The organism is Sinorhizobium sp. 7-81, from assembly GCF_030124405.1.
Taxonomy (GTDB): domain Bacteria; phylum Pseudomonadota; class Alphaproteobacteria; order Rhizobiales; family Rhizobiaceae; genus Sinorhizobium; species Sinorhizobium psoraleae.
Genome location: NZ_JASKLT010000002.1, coordinates 305994 through 325073 on the forward strand (window position 1 = coordinate 305994; position 19080 = coordinate 325073).

General features: G+C 62.6%; 15 protein-coding genes and 1 riboswitch. Of the genes, 7 read left to right on the top strand and 8 right to left on the bottom strand.

What is annotated here, in order from left to right:
• The first annotated feature begins 271 nt into the window (after positions 1-271).
• Positions 272-383, top strand: a riboswitch (TPP riboswitch).
• Positions 384-480: 97 nt separating this feature from the next.
• Genes thiC through QN224_RS08765 form a run of 5 tightly spaced genes read left to right on the top strand, consistent with a single transcriptional unit; the run spans position 481 to position 4894 of the window.
• Positions 481-2310, top strand: a complete 1830-nt coding sequence (gene thiC / locus QN224_RS08745) for a phosphomethylpyrimidine synthase ThiC (RefSeq protein WP_283976332.1) — start codon at positions 481-483, stop codon at positions 2308-2310.
• Between the two features lies 1 nt (position 2311).
• Positions 2312-3322 (top strand): glycine oxidase ThiO, encoded by a 1011-nt coding sequence (thiO, locus tag QN224_RS08750; protein ID WP_283976333.1) that lies wholly within the window; start codon positions 2312-2314, stop codon positions 3320-3322.
• Positions 3319-3516 carry a sulfur carrier protein ThiS gene (gene thiS, locus QN224_RS08755; protein WP_283976334.1) on the top strand — a complete coding sequence of 66 codons (198 nt, stop codon included), beginning with the start codon at positions 3319-3321 and terminating at the stop codon, positions 3514-3516. Before thiO ends, thiS begins: the two co-directional genes overlap by 4 nt.
• A gap of 2 nt (positions 3517-3518) precedes the next feature.
• Positions 3519-4292, top strand: coding sequence for a thiazole synthase (locus QN224_RS08760; RefSeq protein WP_283976335.1), 774 nt, complete (start codon positions 3519-3521; stop codon positions 4290-4292).
• Positions 4289-4894, top strand: a complete 606-nt coding sequence (locus QN224_RS08765; RefSeq protein ID WP_283976336.1) for a thiamine phosphate synthase — start codon at positions 4289-4291, stop codon at positions 4892-4894. Before QN224_RS08760 ends, QN224_RS08765 begins: the two co-directional genes overlap by 4 nt.
• A 27-nt stretch (positions 4895-4921) precedes the next feature.
• Here the strand turns inward: QN224_RS08765 and QN224_RS08770 are convergent, their stop codons facing one another.
• From QN224_RS08770 to QN224_RS08805, 8 genes are all read right to left on the bottom strand, one after another.
• Complete coding sequence (locus tag QN224_RS08770) at positions 4922-5215, bottom strand: hypothetical protein (protein ID WP_283976337.1); 294 nt, start codon at positions 5213-5215, stop codon at positions 4922-4924.
• Between the two features lie 516 nt (positions 5216-5731).
• Positions 5732-6988, bottom strand: a complete 1257-nt coding sequence (locus QN224_RS08775) for an adenylate/guanylate cyclase domain-containing protein (RefSeq protein ID WP_283976338.1) — start codon at positions 6986-6988, stop codon at positions 5732-5734.
• 235 nt (positions 6989-7223) lie between these two features.
• Positions 7224-8597: an alpha-glucosidase/alpha-galactosidase gene (locus QN224_RS08780; protein ID WP_283976339.1), complete on the bottom strand. Its 1374-nt coding sequence runs from the start codon at positions 8595-8597 to the stop codon at positions 7224-7226.
• A 20-nt stretch (positions 8598-8617) separates the two neighbouring features.
• A complete protein-coding gene (locus tag QN224_RS08785) occupies positions 8618-10288 on the bottom strand; it encodes an ABC transporter ATP-binding protein (RefSeq protein WP_173511813.1) in 1671 nt (556 codons plus the stop codon).
• Between the two features lie 11 nt (positions 10289-10299).
• Positions 10300-11439, bottom strand: coding sequence for an ABC transporter permease (locus QN224_RS08790; RefSeq protein WP_283976340.1), 1140 nt, complete (start codon positions 11437-11439; stop codon positions 10300-10302).
• Positions 11436-12449 carry an ABC transporter permease gene (locus QN224_RS08795; RefSeq protein ID WP_269286458.1) on the bottom strand — a complete coding sequence of 338 codons (1014 nt, stop codon included), beginning with the start codon at positions 12447-12449 and terminating at the stop codon, positions 11436-11438. Before QN224_RS08795 ends, QN224_RS08790 begins: the two co-directional genes overlap by 4 nt.
• A gap of 115 nt (positions 12450-12564) precedes the next feature.
• Entirely contained in the window at positions 12565-14646 is a 2082-nt protein-coding gene (locus QN224_RS08800; RefSeq protein WP_283976341.1) for an ABC transporter substrate-binding protein, read from the bottom strand.
• Positions 14647-14771: 125 nt separating this feature from the next.
• Positions 14772-16238 carry an alpha-glucosidase/alpha-galactosidase gene (locus tag QN224_RS08805; RefSeq protein WP_283976342.1) on the bottom strand — a complete coding sequence of 489 codons (1467 nt, stop codon included), beginning with the start codon at positions 16236-16238 and terminating at the stop codon, positions 14772-14774.
• 194 nt (positions 16239-16432) lie between these two features.
• On the opposite strand from QN224_RS08805, the gene QN224_RS08810 reads away from it, so the two are divergent.
• Together QN224_RS08810 and QN224_RS08815 are read left to right on the top strand one after the other, a co-directional pair.
• On the top strand, positions 16433-17368 hold the full coding sequence (locus QN224_RS08810) for an AraC family transcriptional regulator (protein ID WP_283976343.1): 936 nt from the start codon (positions 16433-16435) through the stop codon (positions 17366-17368).
• Between the two features lie 150 nt (positions 17369-17518).
• Entirely contained in the window at positions 17519-19018 is a 1500-nt protein-coding gene (locus QN224_RS08815) for an FAD-dependent oxidoreductase (protein ID WP_283976344.1), read from the top strand.
• The last annotated feature ends 62 nt before the right edge of the window (positions 19019-19080 follow it).

The following is a 19080-nucleotide window of genomic DNA, read 5'->3' on the forward strand; positions in this document are numbered from 1 at the left end:
TTGCGACACGGGAGTAAGCTGCGGTTGCTTCTTCCGCTTGCGGCTCCGCCAATGCGAGGCCTTCTCTCCGAGCTCTGGAATCAGGACACTCTCCTCATTCAGTGCAGCTAATATTCACTAGACTGCACAGAAGCGCACCGATGCCGAACGGTTTTCCACAAGAATAGCCTTAGGCGCATTCGTGATACGATTTAGCGCGCGCCGAATAGGAACCGGCCGCCGAAGCTCAAAAAACCATCTTGACGCCACGCCGATAACCGGCACTATTCGCACCATTCACCAGGGGGGTCCCGGCAAGGGGCTGAGATACTGCTAAAGCGCGCAGTGACCCGTTGAACCTGATCCAGTTCATACTGGCGTAGGGACGGTGCGGACGTGCGACAGCCAGGATTCCGATTTTCGCGATCCATCGGCGCAGCGTCTTTTCATCCTTCCGGCTTCAGAACTGGGTCTCCAACGCGTAAACTTTGGAGCCTCACGATGAATATTATCAACCCGCCGCGCACGACTCCCTCGGTCACGCAGGGTCCGCTTCCCGCCTCGCAGAAAGTCTACAAGGCCGGCGAGATCCATCCGCAGATCCGTGTGCCGATGCGCGAGATCGCGCTGCATCCGACGTCCGGTGAGCCGCCGGTCGCCGTCTATGATTCTTCCGGCCCCTATACGCTCGACGATGCGGATATCCGCATTGATCGGGGCCTGCCGCAGCTTCGCCGCGACTGGATCCTTGGACGCGGTGACGTCGAGGCCTATCAGGGGCGCAGCGTCAAGGCGGAGGACAACGGCTTTGCGACGGGCGAAAAGCTGACCCCTGAATTTCCCGTTCGCCAGGAACCTTTGCGGGCAAAGGCGGGACAGGCCGTCACCCAGCTCGCCTATGCCCGCGCCGGCATCATCACGCCGGAAATGGAGTTCATTGCGATCCGCGAGAATCTCGGCCGCAAGGCGGCGAAGGAGGCGCTGACGCGCGACGGCGAAAGCTTCGGCGCTTCGGTCCCCGATTTCGTCACGCCCGAATTCGTTCGCCAGGAAGTCGCAGCTGGTCGGGCGATCATTCCGGCCAACATCAACCATCCGGAATCCGAACCGATGATCATCGGCCGCAATTTCCTGGTGAAGATCAACGCCAATATCGGCAATTCCGCCGTCACCTCGTCGATGGCCGAGGAAGTGGAGAAGACGGTCTGGGCGACGCGCTGGGGCGCGGACACCGTCATGGACCTTTCGACCGGCCGCAACATTCACAACATCCGCGAATGGATCATCCGCAATTCGCCCGTGCCGATCGGCACCGTCCCTCTCTATCAGGCGCTCGAAAAGGTGAACGGCATCGCCGAGGATTTGACCTGGGAGGTCTATCGCGACACGCTGATCGAGCAGGCCGAGCAGGGCGTCGACTATTTCACCATCCATGCCGGCGTGCGGCTGCACTACATTCCGCTGACCGTCAACCGCGTCACCGGCATCGTCTCGCGCGGCGGTTCGATCATGGCCAAATGGTGCCTCCATCACCACCGCGAGAGCTTCCTCTACGAGCATTTCGAGGAGATCTGCGACATCTGCCGCGCCTATGATGTCTCCTTCTCGCTCGGCGACGGCCTGCGTCCCGGCTCGATCGCCGATGCCAATGACGCCGCTCAGTTCGCCGAACTCGAAACGCTCGGGGAACTGACGAAGATCGCCTGGGCAAAAGACTGCCAGGTGATGATCGAAGGCCCAGGCCACGTGCCTATGCACAAGATCAAGGAAAACATGGACAAGCAGCTTGCCGTCTGCGGCGAGGCGCCCTTCTACACGCTCGGGCCGCTGACGACCGATATCGCGCCCGGCTACGACCACATCACCTCGGGCATCGGTGCCGCGATGATCGGCTGGTTCGGCACCGCGATGCTCTGCTACGTGACGCCGAAGGAGCACCTGGGGCTGCCCGACCGCGACGACGTCAAGACGGGCGTGATCACCTACAAGATCGCGGCACATGCCGCCGACCTCGCCAAGGGTCACCCGGCCGCCCGCATTCGCGACGACGCGCTTTCCCGCGCGCGTTTCGAATTCCGCTGGGAAGACCAGTTCAATCTATCGCTCGATCCGGAAACGGCGCGCAGCTTCCACGATGAGACCCTGCCGAAGGAAGCGCACAAGGTCGCGCATTTCTGCTCCATGTGCGGCCCGAAATTCTGTTCGATGCGGATTTCCCACGACATCCGTGCCGAGGCGCAGAAGGAAGGGCTCGAGGCGATGGCAGCCAAATACCGCGATGGCGGCGACCTCTATATGCCGGTCGGCGAAGAAGCGCAGCCAGGAGAGTAGGATGACGGTATTGATCAAGGGAGCCGGCGTCGCCGGCCTTGCCGCCGCCTTCGAGCTCAGCCGCCGCGGGATCGCGGTGGAGGTGTTGGACGCGGCGGAAACCGTAGGAACCGGCGCATCCAGCTATGCCGGGGGCATGATTGCGCCTTACTGCGAACGCGAAGCGGCCGATGAAGCAGTGCTGACGCTCGGGCTTTCCGCCGCCGACTGGTGGGAGGAGGCTGCCCCCGGCGAAGTGTCCCGCAGGGGCACATTGGTGATCGCCGCAGGACGGGACAGCGGTGAGCTCGCCCGCTTCGCCGCCCGCACCCGCGGATACGAATGGGTCGGCGGCAACACGATCGGAGAACTCGAACCGGACCTTGCGGGCCGGTTCGACCGCGCGCTGTTCTTTCCCGAAGAAGCCCATCTCGATCCGCGAAAGGCAATGGACGGCCTTTACGCCGCGCTCGTCGAGAGAGGCGTCCGCTTCCATCTCGGGAGCACCGACCTGCCGTCCGATACGCCCTTCTCGGCAGTGGTCGAATGCACAGGTGCGGCGGCGATCGCCAACACACCCGGCATTAGTCGACTAGGTGTTGCGGATCTTTTTCTGGATGGTTGCGAGATCAGCCTCTCAAGGCCTGTCCGCCTGCTTCATCCGCGCCACCCGCTCTATATCGTGCCACGTGATAACCATCGTTTCATGGTCGGCGCGACCATGATCGAAACCGATGATGACGGACCGATCACCGCCCGCTCGGTGATGGAGTTCCTGAACGCCGCTTACGCCGTACATCCTGCGTTCGGCGAGGCGCGCGTCGTGGAGATGGGCGTCGGCGTCCGGCCTGCTTTTGCCGACAACCTGCCACGCGTCCTCGACCGCGACGACGGCTTCGCGATCGCCGGCATGTACCGCCACGGCTTCTTGCTTGCGCCCGCCATGGCACGGCAGCTCGCAGAAAAGCTCTGCGGAGCGGAACATCCGCCATTCTCCCCCAATCCTTCTTTCCGACAGGGAGCAACCCAATGACCTACATCGTCAACGGCGAGACCTTGGAGAGCAGCGCAAAGACGCTGTCGGAGCTGCTGCTGGCGCTCGAGTACGAGGGCGAGTGGCTCGCAACCGCCGTCAACGGCGAACTCGTTCACCGGACCGACAGAGCAAGCCATCGGCTCAACGATCGCGACCGGATCGAAATTCTCTCGCCGATGAAGGGAGGCTGAACATGCTGACATTATACGGACAGGAACTCGGCTCGCGCATGCTGCTAGGCACGGCGCGCTACCCCTCCCCCGCTATCCTCGCTGATGCCGTTCGGCAGGCGGGCACCGAGGTCGTCACCGTATCGCTCCGCCGTGAGACGGCCGGCGGCCGGCAGGGCGGCGCCTTCTTCGAACTCATCCGCGAACTCGGCGCACGCGTTCTGCCGAACACCGCCGGCTGCCACGCGGTGTCGGAGGCGGTGCTGACGGCGAAGATGGCGCGCGAGGTCTTCGGCACGAACTGGATCAAGCTCGAGGTCATCGGCCATCACGACACACTTCAGCCGGACGTCTTCGGGCTCGTCGAGGCGGCGCGCATCCTTGCCGGCGAAGGTTTCGAGGTCTTCCCCTATACGACCGACGATCTTGTCGTTGCCGAACGGCTGGTCGAGGCGGGCTGCAGAGTGCTGATGCCCTGGTGCGCGCCGATCGGCAGCGCCATGGGGCCGCAGAACATCGGGGCACTTAGAGCCATGCGCGCGCATTTTCCCGATGTGCCACTGATCGTCGATGCCGGCATCGGCCGGCCCTCGCATGCCACGACCGTAATGGAGCTCGGCTACGACGCGGTGCTGCTCAACACCGCCGTTGCAGGCGCGGGAAAACCGGCGCTGATGGCCTCAGCCTTCGCCAAGGCGATCGATGCCGGCCGCGCCGCCTTCGAGGCGGGCATGCTCGAACCGCGCGACATGGCTGTTCCCTCGACCCCCGTCATCGGAAAGGCAGTCTTCTCGTGAAGCTCGATCCCTTCTATCTCATCGTCGACAGTGCCGCCTGGATCGAGCGCCTCGTGCCGCTCGGCGTCAAGCTGGTGCAACTTCGGATCAAGGATCGCCCCGAATCGGATCTCAGAAGCGAGATCCGCCGCGCCAGGGCGGTCTGCGCCGCCCATGGCTGCCAGTTGATCGTCAACGACTATTGGCAGATCGCAATCGAGGAAGGCTGCGACTTCGTTCATCTCGGTCAGGAGGACCTCGCCGAGGCCGATGTCGCGGCGATCCGCACGGCCGGGCTGAAGCTCGGTCTCAGCACCCATGACGAGGCGGAGCTCGAAACGGCGCTCGCCGCCAAGCCGGACTACGTGGCGCTCGGGCCGATCTACCCGACGATCCTCAAGAAGATGAAATGGCAGCCGCAGGGACTTTCCCGCATTTCCGCCTGGCGCGAGCGCGTACGGCCGCTTCCGCTGGTCGCGATCGGCGGATTGAACACCGACCGGCTCGAAGGCGTCTTCGCCCACGGAGCAGACAGTGCGGCCGTCGTCACCGACATCACGCTGAATGCCTACCCGGAAGGCCGGACGCGGGAATGGATCGAAAAGACCGCGCGCTGGCGCTGACGCTCGACGCGCGGCGCTGCAAAGAGGTCACGCCGCGCGATCACTCAGCATCGGATTCTGAGCGTAAACCAGTCCAGGCTGGACGATCCATTCGCCGGTCTTGAGCGACTGGACATCGAATCGGCCTCTCTCGTCGCGCGGCGCGACACCGACGAACCGATACCGAAGCCCGTCGTTGTCGACGGCAGTCTCGCGGATCGGGCGGCCGGCCAGATGGCCGATGACTCTTCCTTCGAACTGCACGTTCGTCAGGATGAAATACTCAACTGGCAGATTTCGGCTGGTCTTCCAGGTAATCCTGAAGCCATTCTTGATCTTCATCGTCTCTTAGCTCACTGCAAGTATCGGCGGTCACGCCGCCGATACTCGTCTCCACGTCGGAGCCCGCTTGACGCGACAACTGTGGAATTCTGAAGGCAACGGCTCCGCTAAAGCGTTATCCCGTTCCATGTCAGCCCGACCCGAAGTCGCATAGGGAAATCGATACGGACTCATGGCAAAGACATAAGGAACGCATAAGTTCCCGGCAGGCCCTGTTCCGGTCACCTTGCCTTCGCCTGCCTCTTCGTGGGGCGACCGTAATCTCATCGGTCGCGGTCACGGCAAAGCGTCTCCTCGCAACCTCATTCCTGTGCTTGTCACAGGAATCCAGCCAGCCCAAGTCCTTGGGCTGAAAAGACTTTTCCGCGCGCAGACGCGGCGCTGCTGGATCCCTGTGACAGGCACAGGGATGGGCGGAAAAGCGTCCGCCAGACCCATACATTACTGTCGTGCAAGGTATGTTGGCGCGCTGAGGGTCTTCCGTAAGCTATAGATTTGCCAAGATAGTTGCCCAATCTAACATCTTGCAGCCGCATCCGCCGGCGCGGAATTGCCGGAAAACGCGAAGACATCGATCGGCTCGTCGAGCCCCCTTACCGGATAGGAGCCGAGATTTTCCAGCTCGCCCTGGCATTTCGCCATTTCGACGAAGGCCCTGGAGAGCAGGACGGGCCGCTTGATCACCTTCGTCAGGCTTTCGAGGCGGGAAGCAATATTCACGGCCGGCCCGATCACCGTGAAGTCGAGGCGTTTGCGTGAGCCTATATTGCCATACATCACGTCGCCGACATGGACGCCGATGCCGTAGCCGAGCGGTTCATGGCCCTTTTTCAGGTTCTCCTCGTTCAGCCTGGCAAACGCCGCCTGTGCTTCGCCGATTGCGCTGAGAAGATTGTTGCAGGCCATCGGGTCGCTCAACGGGAAAATCGCCAGAAGGCCATCGCCCATGAACTTGAGTATCTCGCCGCCATGCCGCTCGATCGGTTCGCACATCGCGTCGAAATAGCCGTTCAACAGCTCGATCACGTCGTCCCGCGGCCAGAGGTCGGACAGTTTCGTGAAGTCGCGGAGATCGCAGATCAGGATCGCGGCGCCGACGGTCACCCCGCTGCCGCGCGTCGTCGCGCCGGCGAGGATCTGTTCGCTTGCATGCGGACCGACATAGGTTTCCAGAAGCGTCCGGGCGAAGCGGTTCTTCAATCTGATCTCGCTGACGAGCGCCAGCACCGGCAGGAGATCGGCGAAGACTGCCATGTCGTCCTCGCTGAAGCCGCCCGGCCTGTCGCTTGCGAAGCTCACCGCATGCCGCTTGCCGAGCGTGTGCTCGAGCGGCCAGATGAAATAGTCTGTGAGACCGCTGGCGCGCAACTCATCGTAAAGAGGGTACTTCGGGCCGTCCGCCGTGGGGTCATCGAGGTGCGCTCGCACCTCCGGCGCACCGTTGTTGAACTCGTGCAGCGGACTGTTCAGATATTGCTCGGTATCCTCGATGCCGTATTCATAGGTCTGGAGCTCCGCCTCCGCCAGCCCTTTCCGCCAGAGGATGCGCGCGCCGATCCATTGCGGATGGTGGATCCTGAAATGAAGCGTCGCCCGCGCGACCGGCACGCCGGCCACCACCAGCCGTTCGCACATTTCCACGAAGATGTTGTCGATGAAACGCTCGCCGCGCGTCTCGTTGATCAGCCAGTCGAGGACTTTCCGCCCCCGCTTCGGCCGGGTTCCGTCGTCCTGGCGTGCCTCGGCGAGACCTGGATTCAATAGCGACTGCATTGCGACACTCCGTCATCGCCGGCAGCGATCTTGCGTCCTTTTGGATGCACACAGCCCGCTGTGGCATTTCCAATCGCTGCATGCTCGTCCCTCCAATCGACGCCGATTGAGCGAACATGCAGGATATACATTCAGGTAATGTGGCGCACCGCGGCGCGATTTTTAAGGGGCGGTTGTGGAAAAGCCCCGGAACGATTGTCCCGGGGCTTTCTTGCCGCCTGACCGGGAGAAAAAATCAGGCGGCCTGAACCTTTTTCGAAACACGCGCCCATTCCGGAATCCAGTCTCGGTGGGCTGCGAGCAGGTCGTCGACAAGCGACCAGATCTGATCGAGGTCGAGTTCGGCGGCCGTATGCGGATCCATCATCGCCGCGTGATAGAGATGCTCGCGGTTCTCGGTGACAAGCGCCTGAACCGTCAGTTCCTGGACGTTGATGTTTGTGCGGATCAGCGCGGTGAGTTGCGGCGGCAGCGCGCCGATATAGGTCGGCTGGATGCCCGAGGCATCGACGAGGCACGGGACTTCCGCGGCGCAGTTTTCCGGCAGCGAGGTGATGCAGCCGTTGTTCCTGAGGTTACCGTAGATGACCGAAGGTTCGCCGGTCCAGACCGAGTTCATGATCGATGAGGCATATTCGTGGCTCTCGGCGACCTCGATCGTCTCGGCCTCCTTGTAAGCGGCCGCCTGACCCTTCCAGCGCTCGATCTGCTCGATGCAGCGCTTCGGATATTCGTCGAGCGGAATGCCGAATTTCTCAATCAGGTCCGGGCGGCCGTCCTTGATGAAATAGGGCGTGTACTCGGCGAAATGCTCCGAACTCTCGGTAACGAAATAGCCAAGTCGCGTCAGCATCTCGTAGCGCACCTTGTTCGGGCAGCGCAGGTTCCAGTGGCTGGGCTTCGGGAAGCGCCCTTCGCGATAGCCGCGGATCAGATCCGGATAGAGGTCGCGATAGCTGCCATCCTTCTGCCGGTGCTCGAACTTGAGGTAGAAGGCCATGTGGTTGATGCCGGCCGCACGGTAGCGGATTTCCTCGACCGGGATGTCGAGGTCGCGGGCAAGCTCGAAGGCCGTGCCCTGCACCGAATGGCAGAGGCCCACCTGCTTTATCGTCGGGTACTTTTCTGCGATCGCCCAGGTGTTGATCGCCATCGGGTTGACGTATTGCAACAGGATCGCCTCGGGGCAGACCTCAAGCATATCCTCGCAAATCTTCCAAAGGTGCGGCACTGTACGAAGGCCGCGCATAATGCCGCCGACGCCGAGCGTGTCGGCGATCGTCTGGCGCAACCCGTATTTCTTCGGCACTTCGAAGTCGGTGACGGTGCAGGGCTCGTAACCGCCGATCTGGAAAGCGACGACGACGAAATCGGCCCCTTCGAGCGCCTTCAACTGGTTCGAGTGCGTTTCGATCCTGGCTTTCACGCCGAGCGTGCGCACGAGCTTGCCGGCGACGATCTCGCTTTCCGCGAGCCGCTCAGGGTTCACGTCCATCAGCGCGATGGTGGCAGCGGCAAGCGCCGGGCGCTGCAAGACGTCGCCGATGATGTTCTTCATGAAGACGGTGGAGCCGGCGCCGATGAAGGTGATCTTGGGTTGCCTGTTCATGGGATACCTCTGTTTGAAGGTCATGCGGCCACATCGAAGGCGGCCCGGACGAGCCGTTCGGTGTAGGCGGTCTTGGGATTGGAAAGGATTTCGTTCACTGGCCCCTCTTCGACGATCTTGCCGTGCTGCATCACCACCACGCGATGGCAGAGCGCGCGCACGACCTTGAGGTCATGGGAGATGAAGAGATAGCTCAGACCCCGCTCGTCCTGGAGCTTGCGCAACAGGTCGATGATCTGGGCCTGCACCGAGAGATCCAGCGCCGAGGTCGGCTCGTCGAGCAGGATGAACTCCGGCTCCAGCGCGATCGCCCGTGCAATCGCGATGCGCTGGCGCTGGCCGCCGGAAAATTCGTGCGGAAAGCGCGACAGGATATTGGCCGGCATGCCGGCGCTGACGAGCGCGTCCTCGACGCGCGCCAACCGGTCCTGCCGGTTCTCGCCGATGCCGTTGACGACGAGTCCTTCCTCGATGATCTGCCCGACCGACATGCGCGGGTTGAGCGAGGCGAACGGGTCCTGGAAGACGACCTGAATCCGTGAGCGAAGCGGCCGCATCGCCTTGCGGTCCTTGCCATGGATCGGCTGACCATCGAAGTAGATCTCGCCACTGTCGGTGTTGATGAGGCGGATCAGCGCCTGGCCGAAGGTGGTCTTGCCCGAGCCGGACTCGCCGACGAGACCGAGCGTTTCGTGCCGTCGCAGGTGGAGGTTCAGGCTGTCGACCGCGACGAGCTCCTTCAGCTCCGGCCTGAAGAAGCCGCCCTTCTTGAGCATGAAAGAGACGCGGACGCTGCGGCCGTCGAGCATGATCGGCGCATTGTCCGGCAGCGGATTGGCCGCACCCGAAGGTTCGGACGCAAGCAGCCGGCGGGTGTAGGCGTGGAGCGGGTTGGCGAAGAGCGCGGCCGTCGTGTTGTGCTCTTTCACCTCGCCGTATTGCATGACGTAAACATAGTCCGAGAACTGCCTGACGACCGTCAGGTCGTGGGTGATCAGGATCACGGCCATGCCGAGTTCCTTCTGCAGCTTGCGGATCAGATTCAAGATCTGCGCCTGCACGGTAACGTCGAGCGCCGTCGTCGGCTCGTCGGCGATCAGTACGTCCGGGTCGTTGGCGAGCGCCATGGCGATCATCACGCGCTGGCGCTGGCCGCCGGAAAGCTGGTGCGGATATTGGTTCAGCCGCGCCTCCGGATCCGGTATCTGCACGTGTCGCAGGAGCTCCAGTGCCCGTTCGTTCGCCGCGCGACGGCTCATCCGCCGATGGGCGCGGATCGCCTCAATGATCTGGCTGCCGATCGTGTAAACGGGATTGAGCGAACTCATCGGTTCCTGGAAGATCATCGAGATCCGATCGCCGCGAAGCGCCCGCCGCTGCTTTTTCGAGAACTTCAGGACGTCGCGGCCGTCATATTCGATGCGCGCCTGCGGAGCGATCGTCGCACGCTTGGACAAAAGCCCCATGACAGTCCGTGCCGTCACCGACTTTCCGGAGCCGGACTCTCCGACGATCGCCACCGTCTCGCCGCGGTAGAGCTGGAAGGAGACGTCCTTCACCGCTTCCACGGTGCCATGCTCGACCTTGAAGGTGACCGCAACCTTGCGGGCATCGATGACCGGCCGCGTATCCTTGGTGTGGCGGTCGCGCCTTTCTTCAGGAGCCGGGGCAATAGTCTCTGTCGTCGCCATTGGCGTGCTCCTCAATAGGGGTCGATTGCGTCGCGCAGGCCGTCACCGAGCGCGTTGAAGGCGAAGACGGTGACGAGCACGAAGGCGACGGGCGAGAGAATCCAGGGATAGGAACCGATCGCCGAATAATTCGCCGTGTCCTGCAACATCAGCCCCCAGGAGATCAGCGGCGGTTTCACCGCAAATCCGAGGAAACCGAGGAAGGATTCGAGCAGCACGACCTGCGGGATCGACAGCGTCACCGCGACGATGACGTGGCTCATCACGTTCGGGAAGATATGCTGGAAGATGATGCGCCGGTCGGTCGCGCCGATCGCGATCGCCGCGCGGACATAGTCGATCCGAGCGAGCGCCAGCGTCTTGCCGCGGACCTCACGCGACATCTGCGCCCAGCCGAGCGCCGACATCACGACGATGACAAAAGCGAGGAAGACGCTGGTCGGCGCTGTCACCGGGATCAGCGAGGCGAGCGCCAGATAGAGCGGCAGTTGCGGAAAGGCGAGCACGAGTTCGACAAAGCGCTGCACCCACGCGTCGAAGCGGCCGCCGAAATAGCCGGACACCATGCCGACGGTCGTGCCGACCACGGTGACGATGAAGACGACGATGAGCGCGATCATCAGCGAGATGCGCGAGCCATGAAGAATGCGCGCGAGCACGTCGCGGCCGAACTTGTCGGTGCCGAGGAAATGGACTGCCGTCCCGTCGACCGCGCCGAAAAGATGGCGCTCCGCCGGGATGAGCCCCAGAAGGCGGTAGGGCGCGCCCTTGACGAAAAAGCCGAGGATCTGCGGATTGTCGTAATCCGGGCCGATCACCGGTTGGAAGGTGATCGGATCGAGTTCTTCCGTCTCGCGCACCGGATAGCTGCGCGGCGGGAAGACGAAATTGCCGTCCTTGTCGTGAAGGCTGATCGCCTGCGGCGGTGCAAAGCCTACGCCAGTCGCCTTCGGATCGACGGGCGACAGGAAATCGGCGAAGAGCGCCATGAGAACCAGCAGGCTGACGAGGATCAGGCCGAGAAGACCGGTCCAGGACCGCTTGAGGCGGCGCCAGACGAGAGCCGAATAGCTTTCATTGTGGTGCTTTTCCTTCGGTTGCTCCTTCGGCTGCGTAGCAACCGGAATGGTGCTGTGCGCTTCCATGGTCATGCGTAGGCTCCCCCTCCCATGCGCACCCTCGGATCGAGCGCGGCAAGCAGCAGGTCGGCGATGATGTTGCCGACGATCAGCGTCGCCGACAGAACCAGCATGAAGGTGGCGGTCACATAGACGTCGCCCACCCACATCGAACCGACGATCGCCGGGCCGACGGTCGGCAGAGCGAAGATGATCGCCGTTTCGATCTCGCCGGTCAGCATGTAGGGAAGCACGACACCCTGATACATGATCAGCGGATGCAGCGCGTTCGGAACGGCATGCCGCATGACGACGGCGCCCTCGCTCAGGCCCTTGGCGCGCGCCGTCTCGACATATTGCGCGTTCAGCGTGTCGAGCAGGTTACCGCGCATCACGCGCATGTTGTAGGCAAGCCCGCCGAACGTCGCGATCGCGACGACCGGCCAGACATGCTTCACCAGATCGACGAACTTGTCCCACGACCAGGGGGCCCCGCCGTAGCGGGCGGAATTGAAGCTGTTGATCTCGCTGACATTGAAATGGAAGACGAGGACATAGACGATGATCAGCGCCATCAGGAAGCGCGGCACCGTCATGCCGAGAAACGACACGGTCGAAAGCAGGCTGTCGACCCAGGAATATTGCCGCGTCGCAGCAAGGATGCCGAAGGATATGCCGATGACCGATGCCAGAAAGTGGCACACCAGCGCCAGCGCCAGTGTGCGCGGCAGGCGCTCGCCAACGACGTCGGCAACCGGCTTGTTGTAATAAAGGCTGTGGCCGAAATCGCCTCGGGTCACGATGCCCGTCATCCAGTTGACGTATTGGATCGGCAACGGCTGATCGAGTCCGTGCTCCTTACGATAGGCCTGCGCCTGCGCGTCGGCTTCCTCGAAGGACGCCCCGCCCTGGTTGATCAGCTGCGAGCGGATATAGTCGCTGTAGTCGCCGGGCGGCGCCTGGATGATGGCAAAGGTCGCCACGCTCAGGACAAGCAATACCGGAATGGCAGAGGCGATGCGGACAAGCAGAAACCTGAACATGCCGTTTCCTTCTGTCGTTCTTCGCGCGGGACGCCGGTGTTTCCGGCGTCCCGGGCGCATTGAAAGGACTCATTCTTCCGGCTTCACGACTGAAGCCGGAAGGACGGTTCGGGGCTCAGTTGCTCGGGCCGCTATCGCCGGGCTTGCCGGGAAGCTGCTGCGGATAGAGCTCGTAGTCGCCCTGCTTGTCGGCTGCGACGAAGACCCGCTCGCGGATGATCGTGTCTTCGGCCCAGTTGAACATGAAGATCGGAGCGCCGGTCGGAATGTTCGAGAAGCGCTTGTTGATGATCAACGCGCCCGGATACTCCGTCAGGCCGACCGTATCGACATTGGTGGTCGATACCTTTTGGAACTGCTTCATCAACGCCGCCCGCTCATCATTGTCGTTGCTGGCGATGAACTTGTTGACGAGATCGACGAGTTCCTGCTCGTAGGGCATCAGGTCGACGGTGCCGCTTTCAGGGGCACGGTGGTGCCAGCTGGTGCGGGGACCGGTCGGCGCAAGCTGCGTCGTGTTCTGCACCACCGACGTCAGCTCCTGCTCGTTGCGGCGGATGAGCCAGTCGAAGCGGCCAGCATATTGCGTCGCATCGCGCTTGGTGCCGTCGACGGCGTTGAGCACGACCTTGATACCCAATTGCTCCATCTGGCCGATCAAGCCCTCGGCGAGGTTGCGGTCTGTGCCGTAGTCGGAATTGACGAGCAGCACGATCTGCACGTCCGCGCCGCCGGCCGTTCCTTCCGGGAAGTTCACGAAACCGTTGCCGTCCGTGTCCTTGAGCCCGGCCTTTTCGAGCAGTGCCTTGGCGCCTTCGATGTCGAAGGGATAGTAGATCGTCGACTGGCGGTCGTAGAAGCTCGTGCCGGAGGAAAGCCCGCCCGGATAGATCGCCGTGAATGGGCCCTTGACCAGGGCTTCGCCGAGCTTCTTGCGGTCGATCGCCATCGTGACCGCCTTGCGGAAGTCGAGATTGCGGTTGAGCTCGCGCACCGCCTGGGCCCGCGCGTCCGGTTCTCCCCAGCCATTGGCCGAGAAATTCAGGCGCAGATTGTAGCCGATGACGCGGGGACCGAAGGCGAGCCGCGCCGGCGCCGCTTCATCGGCAGCGCGTTTCAGCGACTCGACGAAATTCTCCGGCTGCTCCAGGTTCGAGAAGTCGCCCGAACCGGCAATCGCCTGCACATCGCGGTCGGCCCAGGTCGACAGCTTGTAGTGCAGCTCGTTGAGATAGGGCAGCTGGTTGCCGGCTTCGTCGACCTTCCAGTAGTAGGGATTGCGGCGCAGCACGATGATGTCGTCGGCCCGATAAGCGACCGGAACCCAGGCGCCCATCACCGGAATGTTCAGGTATTCCGCCGGGAAGCCGTTCTTATACTGGTCGTAGGTCGTGCCGGCATATTTCGGATGCTTGGTCTTGAGGATATGCGACGGACCGGGGCAGAAGGTGCCGTAGGCCATGGCGTAGAGATGCTGGCGCGGAAAAGCCTCCTTGAAAGTCCATTCGACCGTGTATTTGTCGATCTGCTTCAGCGTCGTTCCGACGCCGAAGGTCTCAGGGGTCGCGCCGTTCAGCGGCGAAACGTTCGGGTCGACGACGTTGTCGTCCCAATAGAACATGACGTCCTCGGCGTCGAAGGGATCGCCGTCCGACCATTTCGCGCCCTCGACGAGATGCATGGTGAGCTTGTGGCCGTCCTCGGACCACTCCCAGCTTTTGGCAAGGTTCGGCAGCGGCTCCACGTCGGCAGCTTCGACCTGGAAGAGCGGTGCGGTGCGCGTCAGGCATTCCGACATGCCGATGTCGATGCCGCCCCAGCCCTGGGTTTGGCCCGCGCTGTAGTTCCAGCCTTCCGGACGCCCGCCGATGACATGGCGCAGCACGTCGCCATAGACACCGACGCCGTCGGGCATGTTGCCGGTCTTGAAGACCATCGGTTCCTTCGGCAGCCGCTCGGCAACCGGCGGCAGCTTGCCGGCCTTCACGAATTTCTCCGTGACCCAGTCCGGCTCGTGATATTCGGGCAGCGCCTTGAACTCCAGCAGCGCGTCGCGCGGCACATAGGTGATCTTGCCCTGGGCCGGGAACGGCGGCTGCTCGGGCACGACGGTCGGTTCGGATGCGACGGCCTGCACGGCAAATGCGGATATGCCGACCAGCAGGGCGGTCGTTGTTCTGAGTCGGTACGTTTTCATTGCCTCTGGTTCTCCCTCCACTGATCGCCACGCCGGGACGGGTGGCGCTCCTCCTAACTCTCACCGGCAGCGAACGCCGGGCGGCAGCCGCGTCTCCTCACGCAGATGCCGGACGCGACCGCCGATCAGCCGGCGGCGCGCATCGCTTCCTTCTCCTGACGGATCTCCTCGATCGAGCGCACCTCGCGGCGCGCAGCACCCTTCCAGTCGCGGGTCTTGACCGTCGCGCGGGCGAGCCGCTCCTTCGCCGCATCGATCGCGTGGGCGTATTGCGGCAGCCATTCGGCCTGGGCGACGACCATCTCGTCGACCATCTGCCACACCTCCTCCGGCGTGCAGATGGCGCCGACGAGCGGATCGTGCAGCACCGCGAGCTTCAGAAGTTCGATGTCGCCGGATATCGCCGCGTGGACGGACATGCGCTGGACGTTGATCGACGAGATGCAGGTGGCGGCACAGGCTTCGGGCAGCGTGATCCCCGACACCATGTTGATACCGAAGCGGTCGACGAAGCCGGGCGATTCGATGATCGCATCCGCCGGCAGGTTGGTGATGACACCATTGTTCTTGACGTTGAAGTGACCGCGATAGACCCGGCCCGTCTCTAGCGCCTCGAGGATACGGCTCGCATGCTCGTTCGAGCGCTTCGCTGGATCGATCGGCTTGCCCGCGGAAGCCAAGAGCTGCGGATATTCCGTTTCGAACCAGTTGCGGGTCTCGGTCGAATAGCGGAGATAGCCGCCGGTCTCGCCATGGATCCAGTCCGACATGTCGATCCATTTGGTAATCTCGTCCGGACGCTTGCGGTACCAGGGCAGGTATTCGGAGAGGTGACCGTTGCTTTCCGTCGAATAGACGCCGAAGCGCTTTAACACGTCGATCCTGAGCTTTTCCTGCTTCGAGAACACCGGATGGGCCTCGAAGGCAGCGACGAGCTCGTCCTTGCCCACCTTGCGGCCGTTGAGTCGCACGTCGATGAACCAGGTCTGATGGTTGATGCCCGAGCAGATGTAGTCGAGCTCGCCGTCGCTGGCGCCGAGGATCTCGGCGATCTGCTCGGCCCCGTGCTGGACGCCGTGGCATAGACCGACGATATCGACCTTGCCGTATTCGATCGCGGCCCAGGTATTCATCGCCATCGGGTTGGCGTAGTTCAGGAATTTCGCGCCCGGCTCAGCGACCTCGCGGATGTCCTTGCAGAAGTCGAGGATGACAGGAATGTTGCGCTGGCCGTAGAGGATGCCGCCGGCGCAGATCGTATCGCCAACACACTGGTCGACGCCGTATTTCAGCGGAATGCGAATGTCGTCGGCATAGGCGCCGAGCCCGCCCACCCGAACGCAGCTGATGATGTAGCGCGCGCTCTCGAGCGCCTTGCGGCGATCGGTAGTGGCGGTCACCCGCGTCGGCAGCCTGTTCGCCTCGACGATCCGGTCGAGGATCGTCTTGATCATGCCGAGGTTGTGCTCGCTCAGGTCGGTGAGCGCGAATTCGACGTCCTGGAGCTCCGGCACGGAAAGAATGTCGGTGAAAAGCTTCTTGGTGAAGCCGATGCTGCCGGCACCGATAATGGCGATCTTGAAGCGGCTCATGGTCGTCTCGTTCCTCCTCGTCCTGCGGCATTCGCGCTATAAGGGTAAAATCAATTCATCGAATTGACGCTGGTCGCAAAGCGCGACCCCTCCTCTCCCAGGCTCTTTCCCGCTACAGAAAAGTGGCCGTCTTGCGCGATCTGTGGCCATTATGTGTATAATCGACCGCACGACTAGAGAGGTATTGTGCTTTCATGGGTAATTCTGTGCTGCAAGATTTGATCGACCACGGCCCGGTGATGCGCACCGTTTCGCTGCCGCGGGGAAGACAGAGCCTGCACACCATGCCGACCAGCACGGGCTATGAAATACGCACCGACGCGACCTACAATTGGGACGGACGAAAGCGCGGGCAGACGCCGTTCACCGTGCTGCAGCACACGATCGGCGGCGCCGGCAACCTGCGCTACGAAAACCGCAGCTACCGTCTGCGCGAGGGCGAGACGTTGCTCCTGCTCGTGCCGCACAATCATCGCTACTGGCTGGAGGACGGCGGGCGCTGGCAATTCTTCTGGATATCGATGAACGGCGAGGAGGCGCTGCGCATCCATCGCGCCATCCTGGCGGTCACTGGTCCGGTGTTGAAGCTGCAGCCCGAAACGATCGAGCATCTCGCCGATTGCAGTCTGCGGCTCATCACCGGCGGCGAGACGCCGGGCCGCGCCTCGGCGATCGCCTACGAGGCGGCGATGGCGCTCTATGACGACGTTTTCGGGTCGCATCCGGTCTTCAGCCAGGAATACCGTACCATGCATCACGTCATCGATCACATCATGGCGAACCTTGAAAAGCCGCTGCCGGTCGAGGAACTGGCAAAGGTATCGGGGCTGAGCCGGGCGCATTTTTCCCGCGTCTTCGCGGCGAGCGAGGGCATGCCGCCAGCCGAATTCGTTCTGCAGAAGCGGCTGCAGCGGGCGGTGAAACTCCTCACCAAGACCGCGGACCTGCCGGTCAAGGAAGTGGCAATCATGTCGGGCTTCGAAGACCCCAACTATTTTGCCAAGGTCTTCCGCCGCGTCTTCGGCGCAAGCCCCACCGAGTTCCGCACCACCGGCATGTATGCGAGCGTGCCCGCAAAGGCTCAGAAGGTAAGCGAATCTGTGACCACGCTCGCTGCTGCTTGTGACTGAACGCGGTGCGTTGCCGCTCGCAAGCAGGCAAGTGGGGGTCGCTCTCTCGCCGCGAGGAGGCGGCCGCCTGAGGAACAAAGCATGGCGTTCCCTGTTGGATGCGAAGGTCCGGCCCACGGCACGGGCTGATGACACCCGCGAGGAACAAACATGCCCGGCGCACCGGATTCAAGCAGCTACTGGAACGCTACCTGCGACGCTCCGGATTTTCCCCGTCTGGAGCAGGATACCACCACCGACGTCGTCATTGTCGGCGGCGGCATCGTCGGCGTCACGACGGCGCGCCTCCTCAAGGACAAGGGCTTGCGTGTCGTCCTGCTGGAAGCTCGCAGAGTGGGCCGGCAGGTGACGGGCAAGTCTACCGCCAAGATGACCTCCCAGCACGGGCTCATCTATCAGACACTGGAGCAGAAGTTCGATGCGGACCATGCCCGCCTCTATGGCGAGGCGCAGCAGAGCGCCATCGAAAAGATCCGCAGTCTCGCCCGCGAGCATTCGATCGATTGCGACATCGAGGAGAAGTCGGCCTACGTCTATACCCTCGAGGAAAAGTCGGTCGATCGTATAGAGACGGAAGCAGAAGTGGCGCGGCGCCTGGGCCTGCCGGCCGCCCTCACCCGCGACACAGGACTGCCATTCGAAGTATCGAGCGCGATACGCTTCGATGGCCAGGCGCAATTCCACCCGACGAAATATGTAGCGGGCCTGGCGCAAACGATCCCCGGCGATGGCTGTCATGTCTTCGAAAACAGCCCGGTCACGGATTGGGAGTCGACGCGCGTGGTCACGCGAACGGGTAGCGTCGGCGCACGCCATGTCATCATGGCGACGCATCTCCCGCTCGGCCAGATCGGAGGCTTCTACACCGCGGCTCATCCCTATGCCGAGCCCGTTGCCGCCGCGCGTATCCAGAGCCCGCCGCCGGGCATGTATATCAGTGTCGATCAGCCCGGCCACTCGATCCGCACCCACAGGCGGGAAAACGGAGAGGTTTACGCGATCGTCGCCGGCGAAAGCTTCAAACCGGGCCATACCGACGATGAGCGTCGATACATGGCGGATCTGCAGCGGTGGCTGCGTGAAAACTTCGATTCGGGACCCATCGAGTACCAATGGATCAACGAGGATTACTCGTCTGTCGACAAGCTGCCTTTCGTCGGCTGGTCAGCGACCAAAGATGGCTACCTTGTCGCGACCGGGTTCGCCGCCTGGGGGATTTCAAACGGAACCGCTGCCGCGATGATCCTGGCGGAGCTTGCGGCAGGCAATCACCACGCCTGGCTATCGCTGTTCGATGCCAAACGTACGACAGTCTTCGGCGGAGCCGCGCAGTATGTAAAGGAGAATGCGATGGTCGGCGCCCACCTGGTGGGTGGCTATCTGTCTCGCAAACTGCATTCTTTTGAGGAGCTTCCGCCAGGGCAGGCCGCAATCATGCGGATCGACGGCAAACATGTTGCCGCCTACAAGGACGATGAGGGCCGCGTGCACAGCGTGTCGGCCGTATGCCCGCACATGGGCTGCATCGTGGGCTGGAATGAGACCGACCGCACCTGGGACTGTCCCTGCCACGGATCGCGTTTCGGTCTCGATGGAGAAGTCATGCACGGACCCGCCACCGCGCCCCTTGGCTCCGGCAGCACCGGATGAGCGAGCCATCCGGCTGCAGCCAAGCGCATCCGCATCCGATTTCAACGGTTTAAGCTTGTCTC